Source organism: Streptomyces albus subsp. chlorinus (assembly GCF_013302895.1).
GTDB classification, from domain to species: Bacteria; Actinomycetota; Actinomycetes; order Streptomycetales; family Streptomycetaceae; genus Streptomyces; species Streptomyces chlorinus.
Map to the genome: position 1 here is coordinate 1995697 of NZ_VJOK01000001.1, position 20049 is coordinate 2015745.

The 20049-nt window shown below is 72.2% G+C and carries 16 protein-coding genes and 1 pseudogene; 8 read left to right on the forward strand and 9 right to left on the reverse strand.

Annotated elements, in window-relative coordinates:
* The first annotated feature begins 434 nt into the window (after positions 1-434).
* Positions 435-1022, forward strand: coding sequence for a hypothetical protein (locus FM076_RS33560; RefSeq protein WP_243274386.1), 588 nt, complete (start codon positions 435-437; stop codon positions 1020-1022).
* Between the two features lie 178 nt (positions 1023-1200).
* A complete protein-coding gene (locus tag FM076_RS08945) occupies positions 1201-1881 on the forward strand; it encodes a response regulator transcription factor (protein WP_173869384.1) in 681 nt (226 codons plus the stop codon).
* Here FM076_RS08945 and FM076_RS08950 read toward each other — a convergent pair.
* Genes FM076_RS08950 through FM076_RS08970 form a run of 5 tightly spaced genes read right to left on the reverse strand, consistent with a single transcriptional unit; the run spans position 1827 to position 7670 of the window.
* A complete protein-coding gene (locus FM076_RS08950) occupies positions 1827-2888 on the reverse strand; it encodes a LacI family DNA-binding transcriptional regulator (protein ID WP_173869385.1) in 1062 nt (353 codons plus the stop codon). The two genes, FM076_RS08945 and FM076_RS08950, sit on opposite strands and share 55 nt — an antisense overlap.
* Entirely contained in the window at positions 2885-4537 is a 1653-nt protein-coding gene (locus FM076_RS08955) for a glycoside hydrolase family 13 protein (RefSeq protein WP_173869386.1), read from the reverse strand. The genes FM076_RS08950 and FM076_RS08955 overlap by 4 nt, the downstream gene beginning before the upstream one ends.
* 46 nt (positions 4538-4583) lie before the next feature.
* Positions 4584-5414, reverse strand: a complete 831-nt coding sequence (locus tag FM076_RS08960; protein ID WP_173869387.1) for a sugar ABC transporter permease — start codon at positions 5412-5414, stop codon at positions 4584-4586.
* Between the two features lie 5 nt (positions 5415-5419).
* A complete protein-coding gene (locus FM076_RS08965; protein WP_173869388.1) occupies positions 5420-6346 on the reverse strand; it encodes a carbohydrate ABC transporter permease in 927 nt (308 codons plus the stop codon).
* Positions 6347-6398: 52 nt separating this feature from the next.
* The gene (locus FM076_RS08970; protein ID WP_173869389.1) at positions 6399-7670 is read right to left on the reverse strand and encodes an extracellular solute-binding protein; all 1272 of its coding nucleotides are present in this window, start codon (positions 7668-7670) and stop codon (positions 6399-6401) included.
* A 251-nt stretch (positions 7671-7921) separates the two neighbouring features.
* On the opposite strand from FM076_RS08970, the gene FM076_RS08975 reads away from it, so the two are divergent.
* Genes FM076_RS08975 through FM076_RS08985 form a run of 3 tightly spaced genes read left to right on the forward strand, consistent with a single transcriptional unit; the run spans position 7922 to position 11633 of the window.
* Complete coding sequence (locus tag FM076_RS08975) at positions 7922-9619, forward strand: glycoside hydrolase family 13 protein (protein ID WP_173874611.1); 1698 nt, start codon at positions 7922-7924, stop codon at positions 9617-9619.
* A gap of 25 nt (positions 9620-9644) precedes the next feature.
* Positions 9645-10718, forward strand: a complete 1074-nt coding sequence (locus FM076_RS08980) for a substrate-binding domain-containing protein (protein WP_173869390.1) — start codon at positions 9645-9647, stop codon at positions 10716-10718.
* 36 nt (positions 10719-10754) lie between these two features.
* On the forward strand, positions 10755-11633 hold the full coding sequence (locus tag FM076_RS08985) for a phosphatase PAP2 family protein (protein ID WP_173869391.1): 879 nt from the start codon (positions 10755-10757) through the stop codon (positions 11631-11633).
* Positions 11634-11737: 104 nt separating this feature from the next.
* Here FM076_RS08985 and FM076_RS08990 read toward each other — a convergent pair whose 3' ends face one another.
* The 4 genes and pseudogenes from FM076_RS08990 to FM076_RS09005 form a co-directional block, all read right to left on the reverse strand.
* Positions 11738-14734 (reverse strand): bifunctional [glutamine synthetase] adenylyltransferase/[glutamine synthetase]-adenylyl-L-tyrosine phosphorylase, encoded by a 2997-nt coding sequence (locus tag FM076_RS08990; RefSeq protein ID WP_173869392.1) that lies wholly within the window; start codon positions 14732-14734, stop codon positions 11738-11740.
* Positions 14735-14865: 131 nt separating this feature from the next.
* Positions 14866-14952: pseudogene (locus FM076_RS08995) on the reverse strand (glutamine synthetase); the annotation flags it as partial.
* 1886 nt (positions 14953-16838) lie between these two features.
* Positions 16839-18086, reverse strand: a complete 1248-nt coding sequence (locus tag FM076_RS09000) for an XRE family transcriptional regulator (protein ID WP_173869394.1) — start codon at positions 18084-18086, stop codon at positions 16839-16841.
* Between the two features lie 160 nt (positions 18087-18246).
* Positions 18247-18579, reverse strand: a complete 333-nt coding sequence (locus FM076_RS09005) for a winged helix-turn-helix domain-containing protein (RefSeq protein ID WP_173869395.1) — start codon at positions 18577-18579, stop codon at positions 18247-18249.
* Positions 18580-18792: 213 nt separating this feature from the next.
* Here FM076_RS09005 and FM076_RS09010 point away from each other — a divergent pair, with 213 nt between their 5' ends.
* From FM076_RS09010 to FM076_RS09020, 3 genes are read left to right on the forward strand one after another with little or no spacing between them, the layout of a single operon-like run.
* The gene (locus FM076_RS09010) at positions 18793-19209 is read left to right on the forward strand and encodes a helix-turn-helix domain-containing protein (RefSeq protein WP_173869396.1); all 417 of its coding nucleotides are present in this window, start codon (positions 18793-18795) and stop codon (positions 19207-19209) included.
* Positions 19206-19664, forward strand: coding sequence for an XRE family transcriptional regulator (locus tag FM076_RS09015; protein ID WP_180217739.1), 459 nt, complete (start codon positions 19206-19208; stop codon positions 19662-19664). Before FM076_RS09010 ends, FM076_RS09015 begins: the two co-directional genes overlap by 4 nt.
* Positions 19661-19981, forward strand: coding sequence for an HNH endonuclease (locus tag FM076_RS09020; RefSeq protein ID WP_173869397.1), 321 nt, complete (start codon positions 19661-19663; stop codon positions 19979-19981). The genes FM076_RS09015 and FM076_RS09020 overlap by 4 nt, the downstream gene beginning before the upstream one ends.
* Positions 19982-20049 lie beyond the last annotated feature (68 nt).

Below are 20049 nucleotides of genomic sequence, written 5' to 3' on the forward strand. Positions count from 1 at the left end.
CGCCACGCCGGGCACCCCGGCGGGCGCGCCGCCCGGCCCGCCCCACCTGCTGTACGCGGACCGACTGGACGGTATGGCGGTGGTCGTGCTGTACGACGGGCTGCGGGTGGCGCGGTACGCCGAGCCGTGGGAGCCGGACGGCGGCTCCCGGGCCGCGCGGGACGGCGTCTCGCTGGAACTGGCCCGTACCGCGGGCGCGGAAGCCGCCGCGGCCGGGGCGCTGGCCGTGCGGCGGGGCGAGGAGGACGTCCGCTATCTGACGGCACCGTGGATCCGGCGCGTCAGCGAGGTGGACCTCCTCGACCCGGAGGACGAACCGGGCCGGGCGCTGTCCCGGGACGCCGACGGGGTCACCGAGCCGGTGCCGCTGCCGGTCACCCAGCCCCGCCACTGCGACCGCTGGCCGGGACTGGCGCTGGCCGGCAGCGGCGCACGTGGCCGAGGCGCCCCAGCTCTACACGGACCTGGGCGAGCCCACCCCGGTGCGGCTGACGGACGGACGGGAGCGGGAGCCCGCCACCTCGGCGGCGGCCCGGCGGCGGCTGGCGCGCACGGCCTGCCATCTGCCGGCGGTGCTCGACAGCGGGGTGAAGTCCCTCAACTCCTGGGAGTTCGCCCGCCAGACGCTGCCCGAGGGGGACGGTATGGCGGCGTGGGTGTGCACCAGGGCGGTGACCTGGCGGGGCACCGGCGCCCGGGTGATGACCCAGTTCCAGCCGCCCGCTGCCGTGCCCGGGCGCCCCGGCGCGGTCACCTCCCGCGCCGAGGACACCCGGGTGTGCGGGCCGCGCTCCCGGAAGGTCCTCACCGGGCTGCTGTGGAAGTCCACCCGGGGCCACTGGTACCTGCTGGCCGCCGGCGACCGGGAGGTGACGCGCCTGCGGGCCCGCGGCAGGGGCCTGGCGGACGGTCCCGCGGAGGCGGAGGGCAACACGCTGGCCGTCCGCGCGGTGGGCCGGAGCGCCTCGGTGCGGCTGTCGGGCGAGCGCGCGGACGGCTCACGGGCCCGCCCGCCGCGCTGATCCCGGTCCGCCGTCCCTCACGCGTCGCGGCGGCGCAGCACCTGGCTCCCCACCAGGCGGCGGCAGCGGTGCGCGACGGCGCGGCGCGGAGGGGGGCAGCCCCGCAGGGCGCGGGCGAGGTCCGCGTCTGGGTTAGCGTGCTGGTGTCACACGGGGCGGGAGCGGGGGCGCAGGGACGATGATCCGGGTACTGCTGGCGGACGACGAGGGGATGATCCGGGCCGGGGTGCGGGCCATCCTGGCGTCGGCCGGGGACATCGAGGTGGTCGCGGAGGCGGGCGACGGCCGCGCCGCCGTCGAGTCGGCGCGGCGGCACCGCCCCGATGTGTGCCTGCTCGACATCCGCATGCCGCGCCTGGACGGCCTGCGCGCGGCGGCCGAGGTGCGCCGCACCTGCCCCGGGACGGCCGTGATGATGCTGACCACCTTCAACGAGGACGAGTACATCGCCACGGCTCTCGCCTCGGGCGCCGCCGGTTTCGTGCTCAAGTCCGGTGATCCGCGGGAGCTGCTGGCGGGGGTGCGGGCCGTGCACGAGGGCGGCGCCTACCTCTCCCCCGCGGTGGCACGGCACGTGATCACGCACATGGCCGCGGGGCAGTTGGGCCGCCGCGCGGACGCGCGGGCCCGCACGGCGGCGCTCACCCCGCGCGAGCGGGAGGTGCTGGGCCTGGTGGGCGCGGGCCTGTCCAACGCCGACATCGCCGCGCGGCTGCACGTGGTCGAGGGCACGGTGAAGACGTACGTCAGCCAGATCCTCGCCCGGCTGGAGATGAGGAACCGGGTGCAGGCAGCGATCCTGGCCTACGAGGCGGGTCTCGTGCCCGGCTCCTCCCCGGACGGCCCTGGTCCCTCCTGAGCGGTCCGGGGCGCGTGGGCGGTCGAGCCCCGGACGACCAGTTCCGGCTGGAAGACGTACTCCGTCTCGGCCACCGGGCCGCCGCGCAGCGGCTCCAGCAGGGCGTCCACGGCGGCCTTGGCCATGGCCCGCACCGGCTGGCGGACGGTGGTCAGGGGCGGGTCGGTGAAGGCGTTCAGCTCCGAGTCGTCGTAGCCGACCACCGACACCTGCCCCGGTACCCGCAGCCCCCGCCCGCGCGCGGCCCGTACGGCGCCGAGCGCCATCAGGTCGCTGCCGCACACCAGTCCCGTGCAGCCCGCCTCCAGCAGCGCCTCGGCCGCCGCCTGCCCGCCCTCGACGGTGAAGAGGGTGTGCCGGATGTGCGGCCGCTCCTGCCCCGTCGCGCGGACGAAGCCCTCCACCTTGCGCCGGGTGGGCACGAACCGTTCGGGGCCGACGGCCAGCCCGATGCGCCGGTGCCCCAGCTGGCGCAGGTGGCCGACGGCCAGGGCGGCGGCGGCCCGGTCGTCGGCGGAGACGAAGGGTGCGCGGATGCGCGGGTTGCGGCCGTTCACGAGGACGAAGGGGACGCCGCGCGCCGCCAGTCGCTCGTAGCGCGCCGGGTCGGCGGTCAGATCGGCGTGCAGTCCGGAGAGGAAGACGATGCCGGCCACGTCCCGTGCGACGAGCTGGCCGACCAGTTCGTCCTCGGTGGCGCCGCCCAGCATCCGCGTCCCCAGCACCGGCGTGTAGCCGTAGCCCGACAGGCACTGCTCGATGACCTGGGCGAAGGCCGGGAAGATGGGGTTGGTCAGCTCCGGGATGACCAGCCCGACCAGGCCGGCGCTGCGCTGCCGGGCGCGGGCCGGGCGCTCGTAGCCGAGGACGTCCACCGCGGCCAGCACCCGCTGCCGGGTGGCCGCGGCCACGCCCGGCCTGCCGTTGAGGACGCGGCTGGCCGTCGCCTCGCTGACCTTCGCCTGGGCGGCGATGTCGGCGAGGCGCGCGGTCAGGGCACCGGTCATCCGCGGGCCCACCAGGCGGTCGTGTCGCCGGGCAGCACGGTCCCGCCGGGTGCCCCGTCGGCCGGCAACGGTCCGCTGGCCAGCAGCAGTTCGCCGCTCACCGACTCCAGCCGCACCGGTGCGGTGCGGGTGTTGGCCGCGCAGACGAACCCGCCGCGGCGGAACGCCAGCACCCCGGCGGGCGCGGGCAGCCACTCCAGCGGCTCGCCGTCGCCCAGTTCGGGCCGCTCGCGGCGCAGCCGCAGCGCGGTGCGGTACAGCTCCAGCGTGGAGGAGGGGTCGCCGGTCTGGGCGGCGACGGAGAGGGCGCCCCAGCCGGGCGGCTGAGGCAGCCAGCTGCCACCGCTGCCGAAGCCGTAGGAGTCGCCGCCGCCCGCCGTCCTCTCCTCCTCCCAGGGGAGCGGCACCCGGCAGCCGTCGCGGAGCCCGTCCTGCCCGCTGTCGCGGAAGAACGAGGGGTCCTGGCGGGCCTCGTCGGGCAGTTCGGTCACCTCCGGCAGGCCCAGCTCCTCGCCCTGGTAGACGTAGGCGGAACCGGGCAGGGCGAGCATCAGCAGCGAGGCGGCCCGTCCCCGGGCGTGGCCGCCGCCCAGCCGGGTGCGGTGGCGGACGACGTCGTGGTTGGACAGCACCCAGGTGGCGGGCGCGCCGACGGCGCCGAGGGAGGTGAGGGAGGCGTCGATGACCTCGCGGAGCGCCTCGGCGTCCCAGCCGGTGTTGAGGTAGTGGAAGTTGAACGCCTGGTGCAGTTCGTCCTCGCGGACGTACAGGGCGGTGCGCTCGGCGCTGGGCGTCCAGGCTTCCGCGACCCCGATGCGCTCTTCGGGGTACTCGTCGAGCACCCGGCGCCACGAGCGGTAGATCTCGTGCACCCCGTCCTGGTCGAAGAAGGGCAGCTCGGCGGTGCCCAGCAGCTTCAGCTGTCCCGGGGCGCCCATGTCGGGGAGGCCGGCCGCCTTGACGAGCCCGTGGGCCACGTCGATGCGGAAGCCGTCCACGCCCAGGTCGAGCCAGAACCGCAGCACGGAGCGGAACTCGTCGCGCACGGCGCGGTGGTCCCAGTTGAAGTCGGGCTGTTCGGGGGCGAACAGGTGCAGGTACCACAGTCCGGGCTCGCCGGGCACCTGGCTCCAGGCGGGGCCGCCGAAGACGGACTCCCAGTCGTTGGGGGGTTCGATGCCGCGCTCGCCCCTGCCGGGTACGAAGTGGTAGCGCGCGCGGGCGGCGGTGTCGCCGCCGAGGGCGCGCCGGAACCACTCGTGCTGGTCGGAGGAGTGGTTGGGGACGATGTCGATGATGACGCGCAGCCCGAGCGCGTGCGCGTCCCGGATGAGGGCCCGCGCGTCCTCCAGGGTGCCGAACATCGGGTCGATGGCGCGGTAGTCGGCCACGTCGTAGCCCGCGTCCGCCTGCGGGGAGGCGTAGAAGGGGCTGAGCCAGACGGCGTCGACGCCCAGCTGTGCCAGGTGGGGCAGCCGTCGGCGGGCGCCGGCCAGGTCGCCCATGCCGTCGCCGTTGCCGTCGGCGAACGAGCGCGGGTAGACCTGGTAGATCACCGCGTCGCGCCACCACCGGGTGGGGGCGGGTGCTTCCTTGTGCCGCGGCGCCGTCCGGGTCTGCGGCGCGGGCGCGCTGTCGTACTGGTTCATGTCCTCGAGGTCCCAATCGTTGCCCCGCCGCGTGGGCGGGAGAGGGCTAGGCTTTCGTCGCGCCGGCCGTCAGGCCGGACACCAGGTGGCGCTGGGCGAAGCCGAAGACGAGTCCGGCCGGGACGGCGATGATGACGGCGGCCGCGGTCATCGAGCCCCAGTCGGCGCCGTAGCGGTTGACGAAGGTCTGCAGTCCGCCCGCCAGGGTGAGGTTCTCCTCGCCGGTCATGAAGGCGGTGGCGTAGGCGACCTCGGCCCAGGCGGTGACGAAGGTGTAGAAGCCGGTGACGGCGATGCCGGGCTTGGCGAGCGGCAGGACGAGCCGCCAGAAGGTGCCGAACGGGTTGAGCCCGTCCACCCGTCCCGACTCGTCGATGTCGACGGGGATCGTGTCGAAGAAGCCCTTCATCATCCAGGCGCAGAACGGCACGGCCACCGTGAGGTAGGTGAGGATCAGTCCGAGCGGCTGGTTGAGCAGGCCGAGGTTCGCCATCGTGGTGTAGAGCGGCACGATCAGCACGGCCATCGGGAACATCTGCGTGATCAGCAGGACCCACATCAGCGGACGCGTCCCGGGGAAGCGGAACCGGCTGAGCGCGTATCCCGTGGTGGCCGCGATGAACACGCCGACGGCGGTGGTGCCGACGACGACGATCAGCGAGTTGCCGAACCAGGTGAGGAAGTGGGTGTCGGCCACCACGTGCCGGTAGTTGCCGAGGGTGAGGTCCTTGACCAGCGCGGTCGAGAACGACTCGCTGCTGGGCTTGAGGGAGGTCACCAGCAGCCACAGCGGCGGGAAGAGGGCGCAGACGGTGCCCAGCAGCAGTCCCGCGTGCAGGGCGACGGACGCCGCCGGTTTCCGGTTCCGGGTACGCATCGGATTCACCACGCCTCTGACTGGCGGCGCAGTGCCCGCCGGTAGACGACTGTGAACAGCGAGAGCAGCAGCAGGATGAGCACGCCCCAGGCGGCCGAGGTGGCGAAGTCGCGGGGGCTGTTGACGAAGGAGAGCCGGAACGCGTACGTCACCAGGATCTCGGTGGAGTCCTCGGGCCCGCCCCTGGTGAGCAGGAAGATCACCGGGAACATGTTGAACGTCCAGATGGTGCTGAGCAGGATCACCGTGCCGCTGACCGCCCGCACCCCGGGCAGTGTGATGTGGCGGAAGCGCTGCCAGGGGCCGGCGCCGTCCATCTCCGCGGCCTCGTACAGCTCGCCGGGTATGGCCTGCAGCGCGCCGAGCATCGCCACGATCATGAACGGCACGCCCAGCCACACGTTCACCGCGACCACCGCGACCTTGGCCCAGGTGGGGTCGCCCAGCCACGGGACGCCGTCGATGCCGCCGCCGTCGAGGACCTTGTTCAGCAGGCCGTTCTTCTCGTTGAAGAGCATCTTCCAGGCGAAGACCGAGACGAAGGCGGGGATGCCCCAGGGCACGATCATCGCCACCCGGTAGAAGGCCCGGCCCCGCACCGTCCGGTTCAGCATGTTGGCCAGGCCGAGGCCGAGGGCGAAGGTGAGGCCCACACAGGCCGCGGTCCACAGGGCCGTCCAGCCCAGGCGGTCCCAGAAGACGCCGTCGGTGAGGATGCTTCGGTAGTTGTCCAGCCCGACGAACTCGTAGCTGGCCGGGATGTGGTTGACGCCGATGTGGCGTTCCACGTTGGCCTCGTCGGCGTCGGTGAGGGAGAGGTAGACGCCGCGGCCGAGGGGGTAGCCGACGATGAGGCCGAGGACGAGGGCCACCGGGGCGACCATGGTCCACGCGTACCAGTGTCTCGCCGACAGGGCGATGATCCGCTTCATATGAAGCCTTTCGAGGGCTGGAGCCTTTCGAGGGCCTGGGGCGGTCCCCTTGTTACTCGTAGTCCTTCAGGAGCTTGCGGAACTCGTCGCCGGTCTTCCTGGCGGCGGCCTCTGGGGACTTGCCGCCGGCCAGGACGCCGTCGACACCGACGCGGATGGGCTCGAAGAGCGAGTTGCCCTCGGCGATCCACGGGCGCTGCACGGCCTTGCCTACCGCGGGACGGAAGAAGCGCACCATCTCGTTGTCCCGGACGGCGGGCCGCTCGTAGACGGACTTCCGCGTCGGGAGCAGCGACAGCTCCTTCGTGGTGCGGGCCTGCACCTCGGCGCTGCTCATGTACTTGGCGAACTCCTGCGCGGCGCGGAGGTTCTTCGACCCCGCGTACACGGACAGGTTCCAGCCGCCCTGCGGGGAGCCCTGCGCCCTGCTGCCGGCGGGGACGGGCGCCACGCCGAGGTTGTCCTTCCGCCCGCCCTCGAACTCCTCGCCCTGGCGGGCGAAGGCGATGTCCCAGGGGCCGTCCACGATCATGACGACCTTGCCGTCCTGGAAGGCCTTGATGCCGTTCTCCTGGCCGTCGCTGGAGTCGGTGACCGCCGCCTTGCTCTCGACCAGGTCCTTCATGGTGGCCAGGGCGCGGACGCCGGGCTCGTCGTCGACGGTGACCTTCTTGCGCTTGGCGTCGATGAGGTCGCCGCCCTCGCCGTAGAGGTAGGGCAGGAACCAGTAGGGGTCGTCGCCGCGCAGGTAGAGGGCGGTGGCGCCGGTCCTGTCCTTGATCTTCCCCGCGTTCTTCTTCAGCTCCGCGAAGGACTCGGGCACCCGCACGCCCGCCTTCTTCAGCAGCCGCTTGTTGTAGAAGAGGCCGAGGGTGTCGGTGACCTGGGGGACGGCGTACGTCTTGCCCTCGAACCTGGTGGAGCCGGCCGCGGTCGCCAGGTGGTCGGACATGGTGTCGAGGGCGGGGGTGCCGTCCAGCGGGGCGAGGTAGCCGAGGCGGGCGAAGTCGGCGACCCAGGCGACCTCGGTGCGCATCACGTCGGGGGCGCCGGAGTTGCCGCCCGCCGCGTTCTTGAACTTCTGGTTGGCGTCGCCGAAGTTGACGTGCACGTACTTGACGTCCACCTTCGGGTGCTCCCTCTCGAAGTCCTCGGCGATCTTCCGGTAGGTGTCCTTCTCGCCCTCGTTCGAGGTGTCCCAGTAGGTGACGGTTCCCTCGACCTTGCCGCCGGCGCCGTTGCCGCCCTCCGGGTCGCCGCCGCAAGCCGTTGCCGCAAGAGCCAGTCCCGCTATCAGCGCGGTGGCGCCTATGCCACGCCGCATGTCCGATCCCTCCGCAAGGTGAAAGCGTGCGCCTGAGGCGGCGCCCGGCTGCGGAGGAAGGTAACAGCGGTCCCGGCGCGGCGAAAGGCCTTGCGGTAAATTTCTGCAAGAAAGCCGGGGTCCACCCGGCGGCTCGTAACCCCGGGCCGCTGTCCGCGTTGTCACCCTCGACACCCTTGCCACCGGATTGCCCGCGCTCGCGCGATCCGCCGGCTCCCGCCCGATGGGGAAGACCTGTGACCCAGCACGCCATGACCCCGCGCCCCGCGACCCCCCGGCCGACGACCCCGGCCACGGCCCCGGCGGACGCCCCCCGGACCGCCGCGGACCCAGGACCGGCGCCCGCACACCGCACCCCCTCCCTCGGCTGGTGGCGCGACGCCGTCATCTACCAGGTCTACGTCCGCTCGTTCGCCGACAGCGACGGCGACGGCGTCGGGGACCTGCCCGGCGTACGCAAGCGGCTGCCCTACCTGGCCGAACTCGGCGTGGACGCGCTGTGGCTGACGCCGTTCTACGCCTCGCCCCAGGCCGACGGCGGCTACGACGTGGCCGACTACCGCGCCGTCGACCCGCGGCTGGGGGACCTGGCCGACGCCGAGGCGCTGGTGGACGAGGCGCACGCGCTCGGCCTGCGCGTCATCCTCGACATCGTCCCCAACCACACCTCCCACCAGCACCCCTGGTTCCAGCGCGCCCTGGCGGGCGACGCCGGGGCGCGGGACCGCTACCACTTCGCGCGGGGCAAGGGCGTGCGCGGCGAGGAGCCCCCCAACGACTGGCAGTCCGTCTTCGGCGGCCCCGCCTGGAGCCGGGTGCCCGGCGAACCCGGGCTGTGGTACCTCCATCTGTTTGCGCCCCAGCAGCCCGACCTGAACTGGCGGAACCCGCGCGTCCACGAGGAGTTCGACGCGGTGCTGCGGTTCTGGCTCGACCTGGGCGTGGACGGGTTCCGCATCGACGTGGCGCACGGCATGGTCAAGGCCGAGGGGCTCCCGGACATCGGCACCGGCGCGCAGGCCCGCATGGTCGGCGCGCAGGAGCTGCCGTTCTTCGACCAGGACGGCGTCCACGAGATCCACCGTGCCTGGCGCCGCCTGCTGGAGTCCTACGGCCCGGACCGGATCGGGGTCGCCGAGGCGTGGGCGCCCACCCCGGAGCGGCTGGCGCTCTACGTCCGCCCCGACGAGTGCCACCAGGCGTTCAACTTCCACTTCCTGCGCGCTGGGTGGGACGTGGCGCAGCTGCGGGCGGTGATCGAGGAGTCGATGGCGGCGGCCACCACCGTCGGCGCCCCGACGACCTGGGTGCTCTCCAACCACGACGTCGTCCGCCACCGCACCCGGCTCGGCTCGCTGGCCCGGGCGCGCGCCGCCGCGCTGCTCATGCTGGCGCTGCCCGGCTCCGTCTACCTCTACCAGGGCGAGGAGCTGGGCCTGCCGGAGGTGACCGAACTGCCCGACGAGGTGCGCCAGGACCCCGCCTTCCTCCGCGCCGCCCGGGAGACGGCCGGCGGCCAGGAGGGGCTGCGCGACGGCTGCCGGGTGCCGATGCCGTGGACCGCCGGCGGGCCCAGTTTCGGCTTCGGCCCCGGGGAGAGCTGGCTGCCGCAGCCGCCCGGCTGGGGCACCCTGTCGGTCCAGGCCCAGACCGGCGACCCGCTCTCCACCCTGGAGCTGTACCGCACGGCCCTGCGGCTGCGGCGGCTGCTGCCCGGACTCGGCGACACCGCGATGCAGTGGCTCCGGGCGCCCGAGGGCGTGCTCGCGCTGTCCCGGCCGGGTCTGGTGTGCGTGCTCAACACCCGCCCGGCGGCGGTGGAGATGCCCGCCCCGGGCGAGCTGCTGCTGTGCTCGGTACCCGAGGAGTCGCGGGAGTCGATGGAGGCCGGCGCCGGCCCGGGACGGCTGCGGCTGCCCGCGAATTCCTGCACCTGGTGGGCAGCGTGAGGCACTGCCGGTAAGGTCCCCTCCTGTGACCGCACGGCTAGCTGACATCGCAGCGCAGGCGGGGGTCAGCGAGGCAACGGTCAGCCGGGTTCTCAACGGCAAGCCGGGCGTCGCGGCGGCCACCCGCGAATCCGTCCTGGCCGCGCTCGACGTGCTGGGCTACGAGCGCCCCGTCAAGCTGCGCCGCCGCAGCGAGGGCCTGGTCGGGCTGATCATCCCCGAGCTGGAGAACCCCATATTCCCGGCCTTCGCGCAGGTCATCGCGCAGGGCCTGACCCGGCAGGGCTACACCCCGGTGCTGGCCACCCAGACACCCGGCGGCTCCACCGAGGACGAGCTGACGGAGATGCTGGTGGACCGCGGCGTCGCCGGGATCATCTTCGTCTCCGGACTGCACGCCGACACCACCGCCGACACCGGGCGGTACGAGCGGCTGCACGGGCGGGGCGTCCCCTTCGTCCTCGTGGGCGGCTTCTCCGAGGGGGTGCGCGCCCCCTTCGTCTCGCCCGACGACCGCGCCGCCATGCGGCTCGCGGTCACCCACCTGGTGTCCCTGGGGCACGAGCGCATCGGCCTGGCCCTCGGCCCCGAACGGTTCGTCCCCGTGCAGCGCAAGATCGAGGGCTTCACCCGGTCGATGCGCGAGCACTTCGGCGACCGCTTCGACGCCGCGCGGCTGATCCAGCACTCCCTCTACACCCTGGAGGGCGGCCAGGCCGCGGCTTCCGCCCTGCTGGAGCGCGACTGCACCGCCGTCGTGTGCGCCAGCGACATGATGGCGCTCGGCGCGATCCGCGCGGCGCGGCAGCGGGGCCTCGCGGTGCCCGGCGACGTCTCCGTGATCGGCTTCGACGACTCGCCCCTGATCGCCTTCACCGATCCGCCGCTGACGACCATCCGGCAGCCGGTGACCGCCATGGGCCAGGCCGCCGTCCGCGCCCTGCTGGAGGAGATCGGCGGCACCCCGGCGCCCCACAGCGAGTTCGTCTTCCTGCCCGAACTGGTGGTGCGCGGCTCCACCGCATCCCGTAGGAGACCCGGCCCGGCGGCGTCCGCCGAGGGGACGAGGCCCGGCCGCGAAGACCCGACCGCAGGATGATCGGCCGGGTGCCCCCGTCTGGCAGACTATCGGCCTATGGGGGTACCGACCACGAGGACAGAAGACGACACCCGGCAGGACGACACCGAGGCGGCCGCGGCGGACCGGGCGCCCGCACGCGCGGATCGCGAGGGGGCGGACCGCTCCGCGCGCTCCCTGGCCGGTGCCCTGGTCAGGCTGCGCTCCCCCCGGCATCCCCGGCTGTGGTTCGAGATCGCCCTCATCGCCGTCAGCTACTGGGTCTACTCCCTCATCCGCAACGCGGTGCCGGAGCAGCGGGCCGAGGCGCTGCGCAACGCCGACTGGATCTGGCGTACGGAGCATGCGCTCGGCATCGCCGTCGAGGCCTCCGTCAATCACGCCATCGGCTCGGTGACGTGGCTGATCGTCAGCATGAACTACTACTACGCCACGCTCCACTTCGTGGTGACCATCGGCGTCCTCGTCTGGCTCTACCGCACCCACCCGGGCCGCTACGCCGCCACCCGGCTGGTCCTCTTCGCCACCACGGGCACCGCCCTGCTGGGCTACTACCTCTTCCCCCTGGCACCCCCGCGCCTGATGGGCGGCGGCCACTTCATCGACACCGTCCAGGTCCACCAGACCTGGGGCTCCATGGCCTCCGGCAACCTGGCGCAGATGTCCAACCAGTACGCGGCCATGCCCTCGATGCACATAGGGTGGTCCGTCTGGTGCGGCATCACCATCGCGATGCTGGCCCGGCCCCTGTGGGCCAAGATCCTCGGCGCCCTCTACCCGGCCACCACCCTGCTGGTCATCGTCAGCACCGCCAACCACTTCTGGCTCGACGCCGTCGGCGGGCTGCTCTGCCTCGGCTTCGGCTTCACCCTCTCCTACTTCTGGTACGGGCGCGTCTCCTACCGCCTCCCCCGGCTGGCCACCGCCCCGGCCTGAGCGGCGCCCCGGTCTGAACGGCGCCCGGTCTGAACGGCGCCCGGCCTGAGCGGCGCCGTGGCAGGAGGGGGGCCCGGCCGTCGCGGGGCGGGGGCGCGCTCCGGTCACTCAGCGTCGTAGAACAGCCGGTCCACCACCGCGCGGGCCCGGCGCGTCACCCGGCGGTAGTCGTCCAGCATCTCCCCCACGTGCCCGGGCTCGTACCCGAGGTAGCGCCCCACGGCGGCCAGCTCCCGCGACTCCGAGGGGAAGGTGTCGCCCGGCCGGCCGCGCACCAGCATCACGGCGTTGCGCACCCGTGAGGCCAGCACCCACGCCTCGTCGAGCACCTCGGCGTCGTCGGTGTCGATCAGTCCGGCCTCCCGGGCGGCGGCCAGCGCGGTCCGGGTGCGGGTCGTCCGCAGTGCCGGGACCTCGGCGCCGTGCCGCAGCTGCATCAGCTGCACGGTCCACTCGACGTCGGTCAGACCGCCGCGCCCCAGCTTGGCGTGGGTGGTGGGGTCGGCGCCGCGCGGGAGGCGTTCGCTCTCCATCCGGGCCTTGAGCCGGCGGATCTCCCGCACCGCGTCCTCACCGAGTCCGCCCAGGGGGTAGCGCAGCGGGTCGACGAGTGCGAGGAACCGCGCGGCCAGCTCCTCGTCCCCGGCCACGTACTCGGCCCGCAGCAGCGCCTGGCTCTCCCAGACCACCGACCAGCGGTCGTAGTAGGCCGCGTAGGAGTTCAGGGAGCGGGCCAGCGCCCCCGACCTGCCCTCGGGCCGCAGATCGGCGTCGATCACCAGCGGCGGGTCGGAGGTGGGCAGCTGGAGCAGCCGCCGCATCTCGGTGGCCACCGCGAAGGCGGCCTTGCCCGCCTCGTGCTCGCTCACCCCGTCCCTCGGCTCGTGGACGAAGAGCACGTCGGCGTCGGAGCCGTAGCCCATCTCGTGGCCGCCGAAGCGGCCGACGCCGATGACGGCGAACCGGGTGGGCAGCTCGTCGCCCCACTGCTCGCGGACGGCGGCACGCAGGGCGCCGGCCAGGGTGGCGGCGTTGATGTCGGTGAGCGCGTCCCCGACCCGGTCGAGGGCCTCGCCCGGCTCCTGCTGGGCCACGTCCTCGGTGCCGTACGCGCCGATCAGGTCCCCGGCGGCGGTGCGGAACAGCTCCCGGCGGCGGACGCCGCGGGCGGCGGCGACGGCCGCCTCGGCGCCCTCGGCGCGGCCGACGGCGGCCAGCGTCTCCTGGACGAGGGCCTCCCGCGAGCGGGGCCGCAGCCCGTTCTCGCCGCCGAGCAGCGCGACGGCCTCGGGGGCGCGCAGCAGCAGGTCGGGGGCGAAGCGGCCGGCGGACAGCACGCGGGCCAGGTTCTCGGCGGCGGCGCCCTCGTCGCGCAGCAGCCGCAGATACCAGGGGCTCTTGCCCAGGGCGTCGGAGACCTTGCGGAAGCCGAGCAGTCCGGCGTCCGGGTCGGCGGAGTCGGCGAACCAGCCCAGCAGCACCGGCAGCAGGGTGCGCTGGATGGCGGCCTTGCGGGTCACCCCGGAGGCGAGCGCCTCCAGGTGGCGCAGCGCGGAGGCCGGGTCGGCGTAGCCGAGGGCCTCCAGGCGCTGGCGGGCCGCCTGCGGGGAGAGCCGCTCGTGGCCGGCCTCCAGCTGGGCGACGGCGTCCAGCAGCGGGCGGTAGAAGAGCTTCTCGTGCAGCCGGCGGACGGCCGAGGCGTGCCGCCGCCAGGCCTTGTGCAGCTCGGTGACGGGCTCGCTGCGGTAGCCCAGGGAGCGGCCCAGCCGCCGCTGGTCGGCCTCCGACTCGGGCATCAGATGGGTGCGGCGCAGCTGGTGGAGCTGGATGCGGTGCTCCATGGTGCGCAGGAAGCGGTAGGCGGCGTCCAGGGCCGCCGCGTCCTGGCGGCCCACGTAGCCGCCGGCGGCCAGCGCGTCGAGGGCTTCGAGGGTGGTGGGGCTGCGCAGCGAGGTGTCGCTGCGGCCGTGCACCAGCTGGAGGAGCTGGACGGCGAACTCGACGTCCCGCAGCCCGCCGGGGCCCAGCTTCAGTTCGCGGTCCAGCTGGGCGGCCGGGATGCTGGCCACCACGCGGCGGCGCATCTGCTGGACGTCGGTGACGAAGTTCTCCCGCTCGGCCGCCTGCCACACCAGGGGCGCGACGGCGTCCACGTACTCGTAGCCCAGCTGCGCGTCGCCCGCCACCGGCCGGGCCTTGAGCAGCGCCTGGAACTCCCACGTCTTGGCCCAGCGCTGGTAGTAGGCCAGATGGCTGCTGAGGGTGCGGACGAGGGGCCCGTTGCGGCCCTCGGGGCGCAGGTTGGGGTCGACGGGCCAGATGGTGCCCTCGGCGGTGGTGTCGGAGCAGACGCGCATCATGTGCGCGGCCAGGCGGGTGGCGGCCTGGACGGCGTGCTCGGTCTCCTCGGCGGGGCCGGCCGGTTCGGCGACGAAGATCACGTCCACGTCGGAGACGTAGTTCAGCTCGTGCCCTCCGGCCTTGCCCATCGCGATGACGGCCAGCCGGCAGGCGGCGGCGTCCTCGGGCGCTTCGGCCTCGGCCAGGGTGAGGGCCTTGCGGAGGGTGGCGGTGGCCAGGTCCGCCAGCTCCGCGGCTGTCTGCGCCACCTCGATGGTGCCGCACACGTCGCGGGCGGCGATGGCCAGCAGGGCCCGGCGGTAGGCGATGCGCAGGGTGTCGGGGTCGGTGGCGTCCGCGAGGGCCGCCTCGAACTCCTCGATCCCCGGGTGCAGGTCGGCCGACTCGTAGGTGACCAGCGACTCCCAGTTGTGGGGGTGGCGGGCGAGGTGGTCGGCGAGCGCGTCCGAGGCGCCGAGGACGCCCAGCAGCCGGTCGCGCAGCGGTTTCGAGCCCAGCAGGGTGTCGAGGAGGGGCTGCGCGTCCTTGTCCGCGGCCTCCAGCGCCTCGACCAGCCGCAGCAGACCCAGCAGGGCCAGGTCCGGGTCGGCGGTGGCGCCCAGCGCGTCGAGGAAGAGGGCGTCGTCGCGGACGGCGGACAGCTGGGGGCTGTCCAGGAGGCGGGTCGCGGCTTCCGGATCGGTGAAGCCGCGTCGCAGCAGCCGGGCGTACGGCGTGTGGCGCCTGCCCCCTGGTGTCACGGTCACTCCCTGCCCCCTGGTGTCACGCTCACTCCTTGTCGGTCGTGCACGGTGCGTGGCCACTCCCTCACACGGGCTCCCTCACCGCACGGCTCCCTCACCGCACGGGCTCCCTCACAGCGCCGGCTCCCTCACAGCACGGGGAGGGACTTGCGCAGCTCGAAGGCGGTCACCTCGCTGCGGTACTCCTCCCACTCCTGCTTCTTGTTGCGCAGGAACTGGTGCCGCCATGATGCCACCTGGCGCTCCTCCACACTCCAGCGTTCTGAGCTGCGGCGTAGAAGTCGTCGTTGGTCGCTGTTGGCCGTCGTTGGTCCCCCTCGCACGGCCCACAGGCGGCCCCGGCTTCGTACTAAGCGGCGACGGCCTGAGAGATCCGCCGTCCCTCGTAAGGACGCGCTCAGGGTACGACTCCGAATCTGCCCGGCTCAAGCGGCTCAAGCGGCTCAACTAGTCCTTGACCTGCGGTTTTCCTATATCCTCAGTTGCGGATTCGTTCGGCTCGGCGCGGCTCACGTCCGGCTCAGCGCGGCTCAGCGCCAGAGGCGTCAGTGAAGCGCGTTCCCGGGCGGCTCGGCCCGGCCGGCGCTTGTCGTGCCTTGTCGCTTGTCTTGTCTTGTCGCTTGTCGCCTCCCAGGCCAGAGCCCCGTTCCCCAGGGCCAGGGGTGGTTGGAGGGGGTGGACGACAAACGACAAGTGACAAGACAAGAAGGAGCGGCCTTCGGCCGCGCGTTCTTCGGGCGCCCACGGTCGTCGCATCGGCCCTGAATTGGCGGGTGCGGCCCTCAGCGTGGCTGGGAGGACCTTCCCAAGGGTGCGGCCCCCGACCGTGCTCCTCTTCCCCTCCAGCCTTTGGGACGACTTTCAGTCGGGGCGGCCCGGCGATCCGCAGCACGGGACCCGCCAGACGATTACAGAGAGCTAGTGCCTACTGGCTACCGGCAACTTGCCAGTAGCCAGTAGGCGGCCCTCAAAGGCCACCGAGGGCGGCTTTCACCAGCGGGTTTGCCACTAGCCAGTAGGCAGTAGTCACTAGCCAGTACGAACACAGCACGTGACGACCGAGGTGGGCGCCCCCCCTACTAAGAGCGCAGTCCCGTGCCCCAGCGGCAGTGAAGAGACCACCCCGCCCGCGCGCGGGGTGGTCTCTTCATTCGGGCGCGGCAGGGCTCTTAGTAGGGGGGCGATGGGCCAAGCCACTGCTAGGTCTAGCACCGGCAAGTGCTAGACCTAGCACCTCCGCTAGCGGGGAATTCAGGCTCTGACCAGCCAATTAGCACCTAGCAGGCGATTCCTCCGTCAGCCAACAGGCGCGTGATTCCGCCTCCACGCAGGAAGCACGAGCCGCTAGGGCTCCTGTGGGGAGTGACGCCCGTGCGTCACCAGGCAAGAGGAGCACCCCACGGCCCGCCGTGCTCCTCTTGCCTGTGGACGCCGTGCGCCCGGCCCCAACCCGCTTGGAAGGCCCTCCCAGCCACGCTGAGGGCCGCACCCGCCAATTCAGGGCCGATGCGACGACCGTGGGCGCCCGAAGAACGCGCGGCCGAAGGCCGCTCCTTCTTGTCTTCTCTCCCCCGCCGGCCGAAGTGGCGTTCGTGCCCCATGGCGGGGCCCCGGAACCGGCCGAGCGAGTACGCCGATCAACCCGCCGTACTCGCTCGGAGTACAGCCGTACCCGCTGCCGAGTACGGCTGTACTCGGCAGCGGGTACACGCCGAGTACGTACCCCGCGCGCAGCCCGGGACCGTACCTGACGTGCGGAGGGCGATCCGGCGCAGGCTGACCCGCTCACCGAGTTGGGTCTCGGGTGGGATGCCGAGCAGGCGGGCGTCACACGCTGGCCCGCCCCGGCGTCACGGGGGCGTCACGCCGCTGTGAGCCGGGCTGAGCCGGACGGGAGCCGCGATTGAGCCGGACGAACCCGCGCCCGCGAGCGCAGCAAAACCGCAGTTCAAAGCCGCAGTGAGCCGCTTGAGCCGCTTGAGCCGCACAAATTCGAAGTTGTACCGCCTACATGAGACTCAACTGCTCACAGGAGAGGCGTCACGCCCCCGTGCGTCACGGCGTCACAGGCGTGACGCGTCTGGGCTCCTACGCCGACTGGCTACCGTGGCATGAAGCCGGGGTTCGCTTGGCCGAGGTCGTGCAGGTGCGCAAGGTAGTCCTGGGCTGCTGGCTCGGACGCATAGCGCCGCTTCATCTCTGCGGCCAGCTCTCGACTCGTCATGATGAGCGACGGAACGGACTGGCGGTCGCCTTCCAACGCCCGCTCCCCCATGATGAGCGCTTGCTCCAGGTCGCCCTCACGAGCAGCCGTGACGCCCAGCGTCACCCGCGCTTCCGCGTTGCGCATTGGGCTGCGCTCGGTACCGTCGAAGTCCGTTCCGGCTCGGAGAACTTCGTCCGCAAGCGTGCGTGCCAGCCGGTCCTCGCCCACCAGGCGATAGCAGTCCATCGCGTAGAAGTCGAACTTGGCAGGGTCCACCACAAAGTGGTTATCCAGGTTCTCCGGGCGCGGCATCCCTTCGAGTAGCCGCCGCCCCTTGTCCAGAGCCACTTCGACCTGTCGACGGTCCCCGAGTCGGGCCCACGCCTTCGCTTCCTGCCCCGCGAGCTGAACAGCGACACCGTGGTGGGCGGCAAGCTCTGCCCCAGCTTGAGAGGCCGCAATGACGCCCCGGTAGTCGCCAGTCGTGAGAGCGAACCAAGCCCGCATCTCATGCGCCCAGCCTGCAATCTCGGCATTGTCAGATTCGGTTGCGAGGGAGAGAGCAGCCTGCCGCGTCGATTCGGCAGCGTGGCGCGCACCCGTGTCGTACTCGACGCATCCGACCAACAGCGCAAGCCAGCCGGAGAGCGCCAGCACTTCCCTGTGTTGCGCAAGCGTGAGGCTCTTGGAGTGCAGTTCCACCACGCGGCGCAGCCACTGCCGCCCCTCGATGAGTAGCTGTTCACTCGGCATGAACGGGTACTCAGAGCAGAGGCGATCGGCGGTGATTCGCAGCGCGTCGAGCGTGGCCGCATCGACATCGGAGCGGTTGAGACGGCTCACGATCTCAAGCGTCTCCATGCCGCTCGCGGCAAGAATCTCCCGGTCACCGTCTCGACGTGCCGGCGCAGGGAAAAGCGCGTGAGTCACAGTGCCGAAGACGGCAGCGATAAGGGGCTTGTAGAAGTCGTTCGGGACTTGGCCCGCTTCCCATCGCTTCCATTGCCGGATCATGCTGTCGTCGGCCGGGAGCTCTTCCGGAGTGTGCGCCCGGAGCGCTTTCACAGCGTCCCGCTGCGACCAGTCGCGAGCAGCGCGCTCAGCCGCAATACGCCGTGCCCATGCGGGCCTGTCGTCGGTCATCCGTCCACCTCCGAGTGCTACCGGCTCCGAGTCTCCCCTGGGTCCCCTGGGGACACGGAAGGGGACGGCGGGGTGACAGGGGACGTGTCCCCCTTCCGCGGCGCTGCCCTCTCAGTGTCACTTACCGCACGCCGTTGACCGCCCGCATTCTGGTTGCAGATCACGCACCACCGGACACGGAGCGTTCCAGCGCTTCGAGTCGTTCAGTCAACGCCTGAATCTGGGAGCGGATTTCCGTGATGTCGTCTCGCACGTCGCTGCTGGGTGTGGAGCCGTCGCCCACGAAGTTGCCGAGGTTGCCGGCCGACACGATCAGCCCCTCGGACCGAAGCGCGGCCAAGCCGTTCTGGATGGTCTGGCTGGCGTACCCGAAGCGCTCCATGAGTTCCCGCTGGGACGGCAGCCGGTCTCCCGGCTTCATCCTCTTGATGTCTTCGCGAAGGGCGTCTGCGACCTGTGCCGCCTTCGGCTTGGGGCCCCCTGTGGCTGTCATGCGTTGAAGCGTACCCACCACAGCGAACTAGTGCACGCCACTGCACACGGGTTGTGCATCACAGCGCACTAGTGCAAGCTAGTCAGCAAGCGGCACCCCGGAAGAGGTGACATCCCCGCTGAAAAAGTCCTGGTCAAGCCAGGAAAAACAAGGAGCGGCGCCCTCTACCGCCAAGCAGAAACGCCGCTCCCCGACCCTCGAAGGGGTAGTTCCATGATGCCTGGAACCATCCAGAAGCCGAAGCTGGGCAATCCGCGATTGCACGCCGCGATCGTGGAGTCGGGATTGACGTATGAGGAGGTGGCCGACCGACTGAAGCTGGACCCGAAGACGGTGCAGCGCTGGGTGTACGAGCCCGGCCGACGCCCTTACGCCCACCACGCCTATGCGGTTGGTCAGGTGCTGGGTGTTGACCCGTGGGAGCTGTGGCCCGCGATGCGCAGCCCGCAGTCGCAGGCGGCCCCGGCCGTTCCTCGGTCGGCCTGTGCGGCACGCGAGGTGCTGGCGCAGGTGGAAAAGGTGGACGTGACCACCGCGAGCACGGTTGAGCTGGCCATGCACGTCGGGGCCCTGTCCGCGTCCCTCCGCGCGGTCCTCAGCGCGTTTGAGGCAGAGGCGGAGGAAGCATGAGCGTCGTGACGCCGGAGCGCCGTTGGACCGCTCCCCCCGTCCCGTCCCATCAGCCGTCCTCTGTCCCGCTGCGTTGCCCGGATACTCCGCTGGGACGGGCCCGCGCGCGGCGTGGCTGGTCGCAGGCCAAGGCCGTACGCGCGCTTGTGCTGACCGCCGACCAGTGGGGCTGGGAGGTGGCGGCGGAGACCTCGCTGAAGGTCATGCTGCACGGCTGGGAGCACCAGCAGCGGCGCCCCGGCGAGATGTACCAGGTCCTGCTGTGCGCCGTCTACCGGACGACGCCGGAGGAACTGGGATTCACCGCCGGCCGTGCCGCCCCGGCGGTCACCGTCTCCAAGAGCCAGCACCAGGCAGCGACGCAGGAGCTGCGCGAGCGGGTGGAGTCGCTGGAAGACCTCGTACGGGAGCTCTCGGACCGTCTCTGCGCGGTCATGGACGGGGGTGCGCGATGAGCCGGGCGCGAGTGGCCAAGCCCGTACTGCGAGGTGACACCCGCCGCCAGATCCGTGAGTACGTCGCTGAGCGGGACGGGAGGCAGTGCCACTACTGCCGGGCGCCGTTCGGGGAGGACCTGACAGGGGTGACACTGGACCACTACATCCCATACTGCCTGTGGCCGATGAACAAGCCGCGCAACATCGTTCTGGCCTGCGTTCCGTGCAACCAGCGGAAGGCCGACGCCCTGCCGCTGACGCTGGCGTGGCTGCTGTGCCGCTACTCGGTGGCCTGCCGACCGCTCACCCGCGCTGAGGTCGGTGAGGCGGCGTGAACGCAGCAACCCAGCCCGTGAACGGAGCGGCCCAGCCCGTGAACGCGTGGGACGGCGCCGCGAACGCA

What these genes read in the sequence shown, in the direction of transcription:
- FM076_RS08945 (WP_173869384.1), top strand. Translation starts at nt 1,201, where the DNA reads ATGATCCGGGTACTGCTGGCGGACGACGAGGGGATGATCCGGGCCGGG.
- FM076_RS08950 (WP_173869385.1), bottom strand. Translation starts at nt 2,888, where the DNA reads ATGACCGGTGCCCTGACCGCGCGCCTCGCCGACATCGCCGCCCAGGCG.
- FM076_RS08955 (WP_173869386.1), bottom strand. Translation starts at nt 4,537, where the DNA reads ATGAACCAGTACGACAGCGCGCCCGCGCCGCAGACCCGGACGGCGCCG.
- FM076_RS08960 (WP_173869387.1), bottom strand. Translation starts at nt 5,414, where the DNA reads ATGCGTACCCGGAACCGGAAACCGGCGGCGTCCGTCGCCCTGCACGCG.
- FM076_RS08965 (WP_173869388.1), bottom strand. Translation starts at nt 6,346, where the DNA reads ATGAAGCGGATCATCGCCCTGTCGGCGAGACACTGGTACGCGTGGACC.
- FM076_RS08970 (WP_173869389.1), bottom strand. Translation starts at nt 7,670, where the DNA reads ATGCGGCGTGGCATAGGCGCCACCGCGCTGATAGCGGGACTGGCTCTT.
- FM076_RS08975 (WP_173874611.1), top strand. Translation starts at nt 7,922, where the DNA reads ATGACCCCGCGCCCCGCGACCCCCCGGCCGACGACCCCGGCCACGGCC.
- FM076_RS08985 (WP_173869391.1), top strand. Translation starts at nt 10,755, where the DNA reads ATGGGGGTACCGACCACGAGGACAGAAGACGACACCCGGCAGGACGAC.
- FM076_RS09000 (WP_173869394.1), bottom strand. Translation starts at nt 18,086, where the DNA reads ATGACCGACGACAGGCCCGCATGGGCACGGCGTATTGCGGCTGAGCGC.
- FM076_RS09005 (WP_173869395.1), bottom strand. Translation starts at nt 18,579, where the DNA reads ATGACAGCCACAGGGGGCCCCAAGCCGAAGGCGGCACAGGTCGCAGAC.
- FM076_RS09010 (WP_173869396.1), top strand. Translation starts at nt 18,793, where the DNA reads ATGATGCCTGGAACCATCCAGAAGCCGAAGCTGGGCAATCCGCGATTG.
- FM076_RS09015 (WP_180217739.1), top strand. Translation starts at nt 19,206, where the DNA reads ATGAGCGTCGTGACGCCGGAGCGCCGTTGGACCGCTCCCCCCGTCCCG.
- FM076_RS09020 (WP_173869397.1), top strand. Translation starts at nt 19,661, where the DNA reads ATGAGCCGGGCGCGAGTGGCCAAGCCCGTACTGCGAGGTGACACCCGC.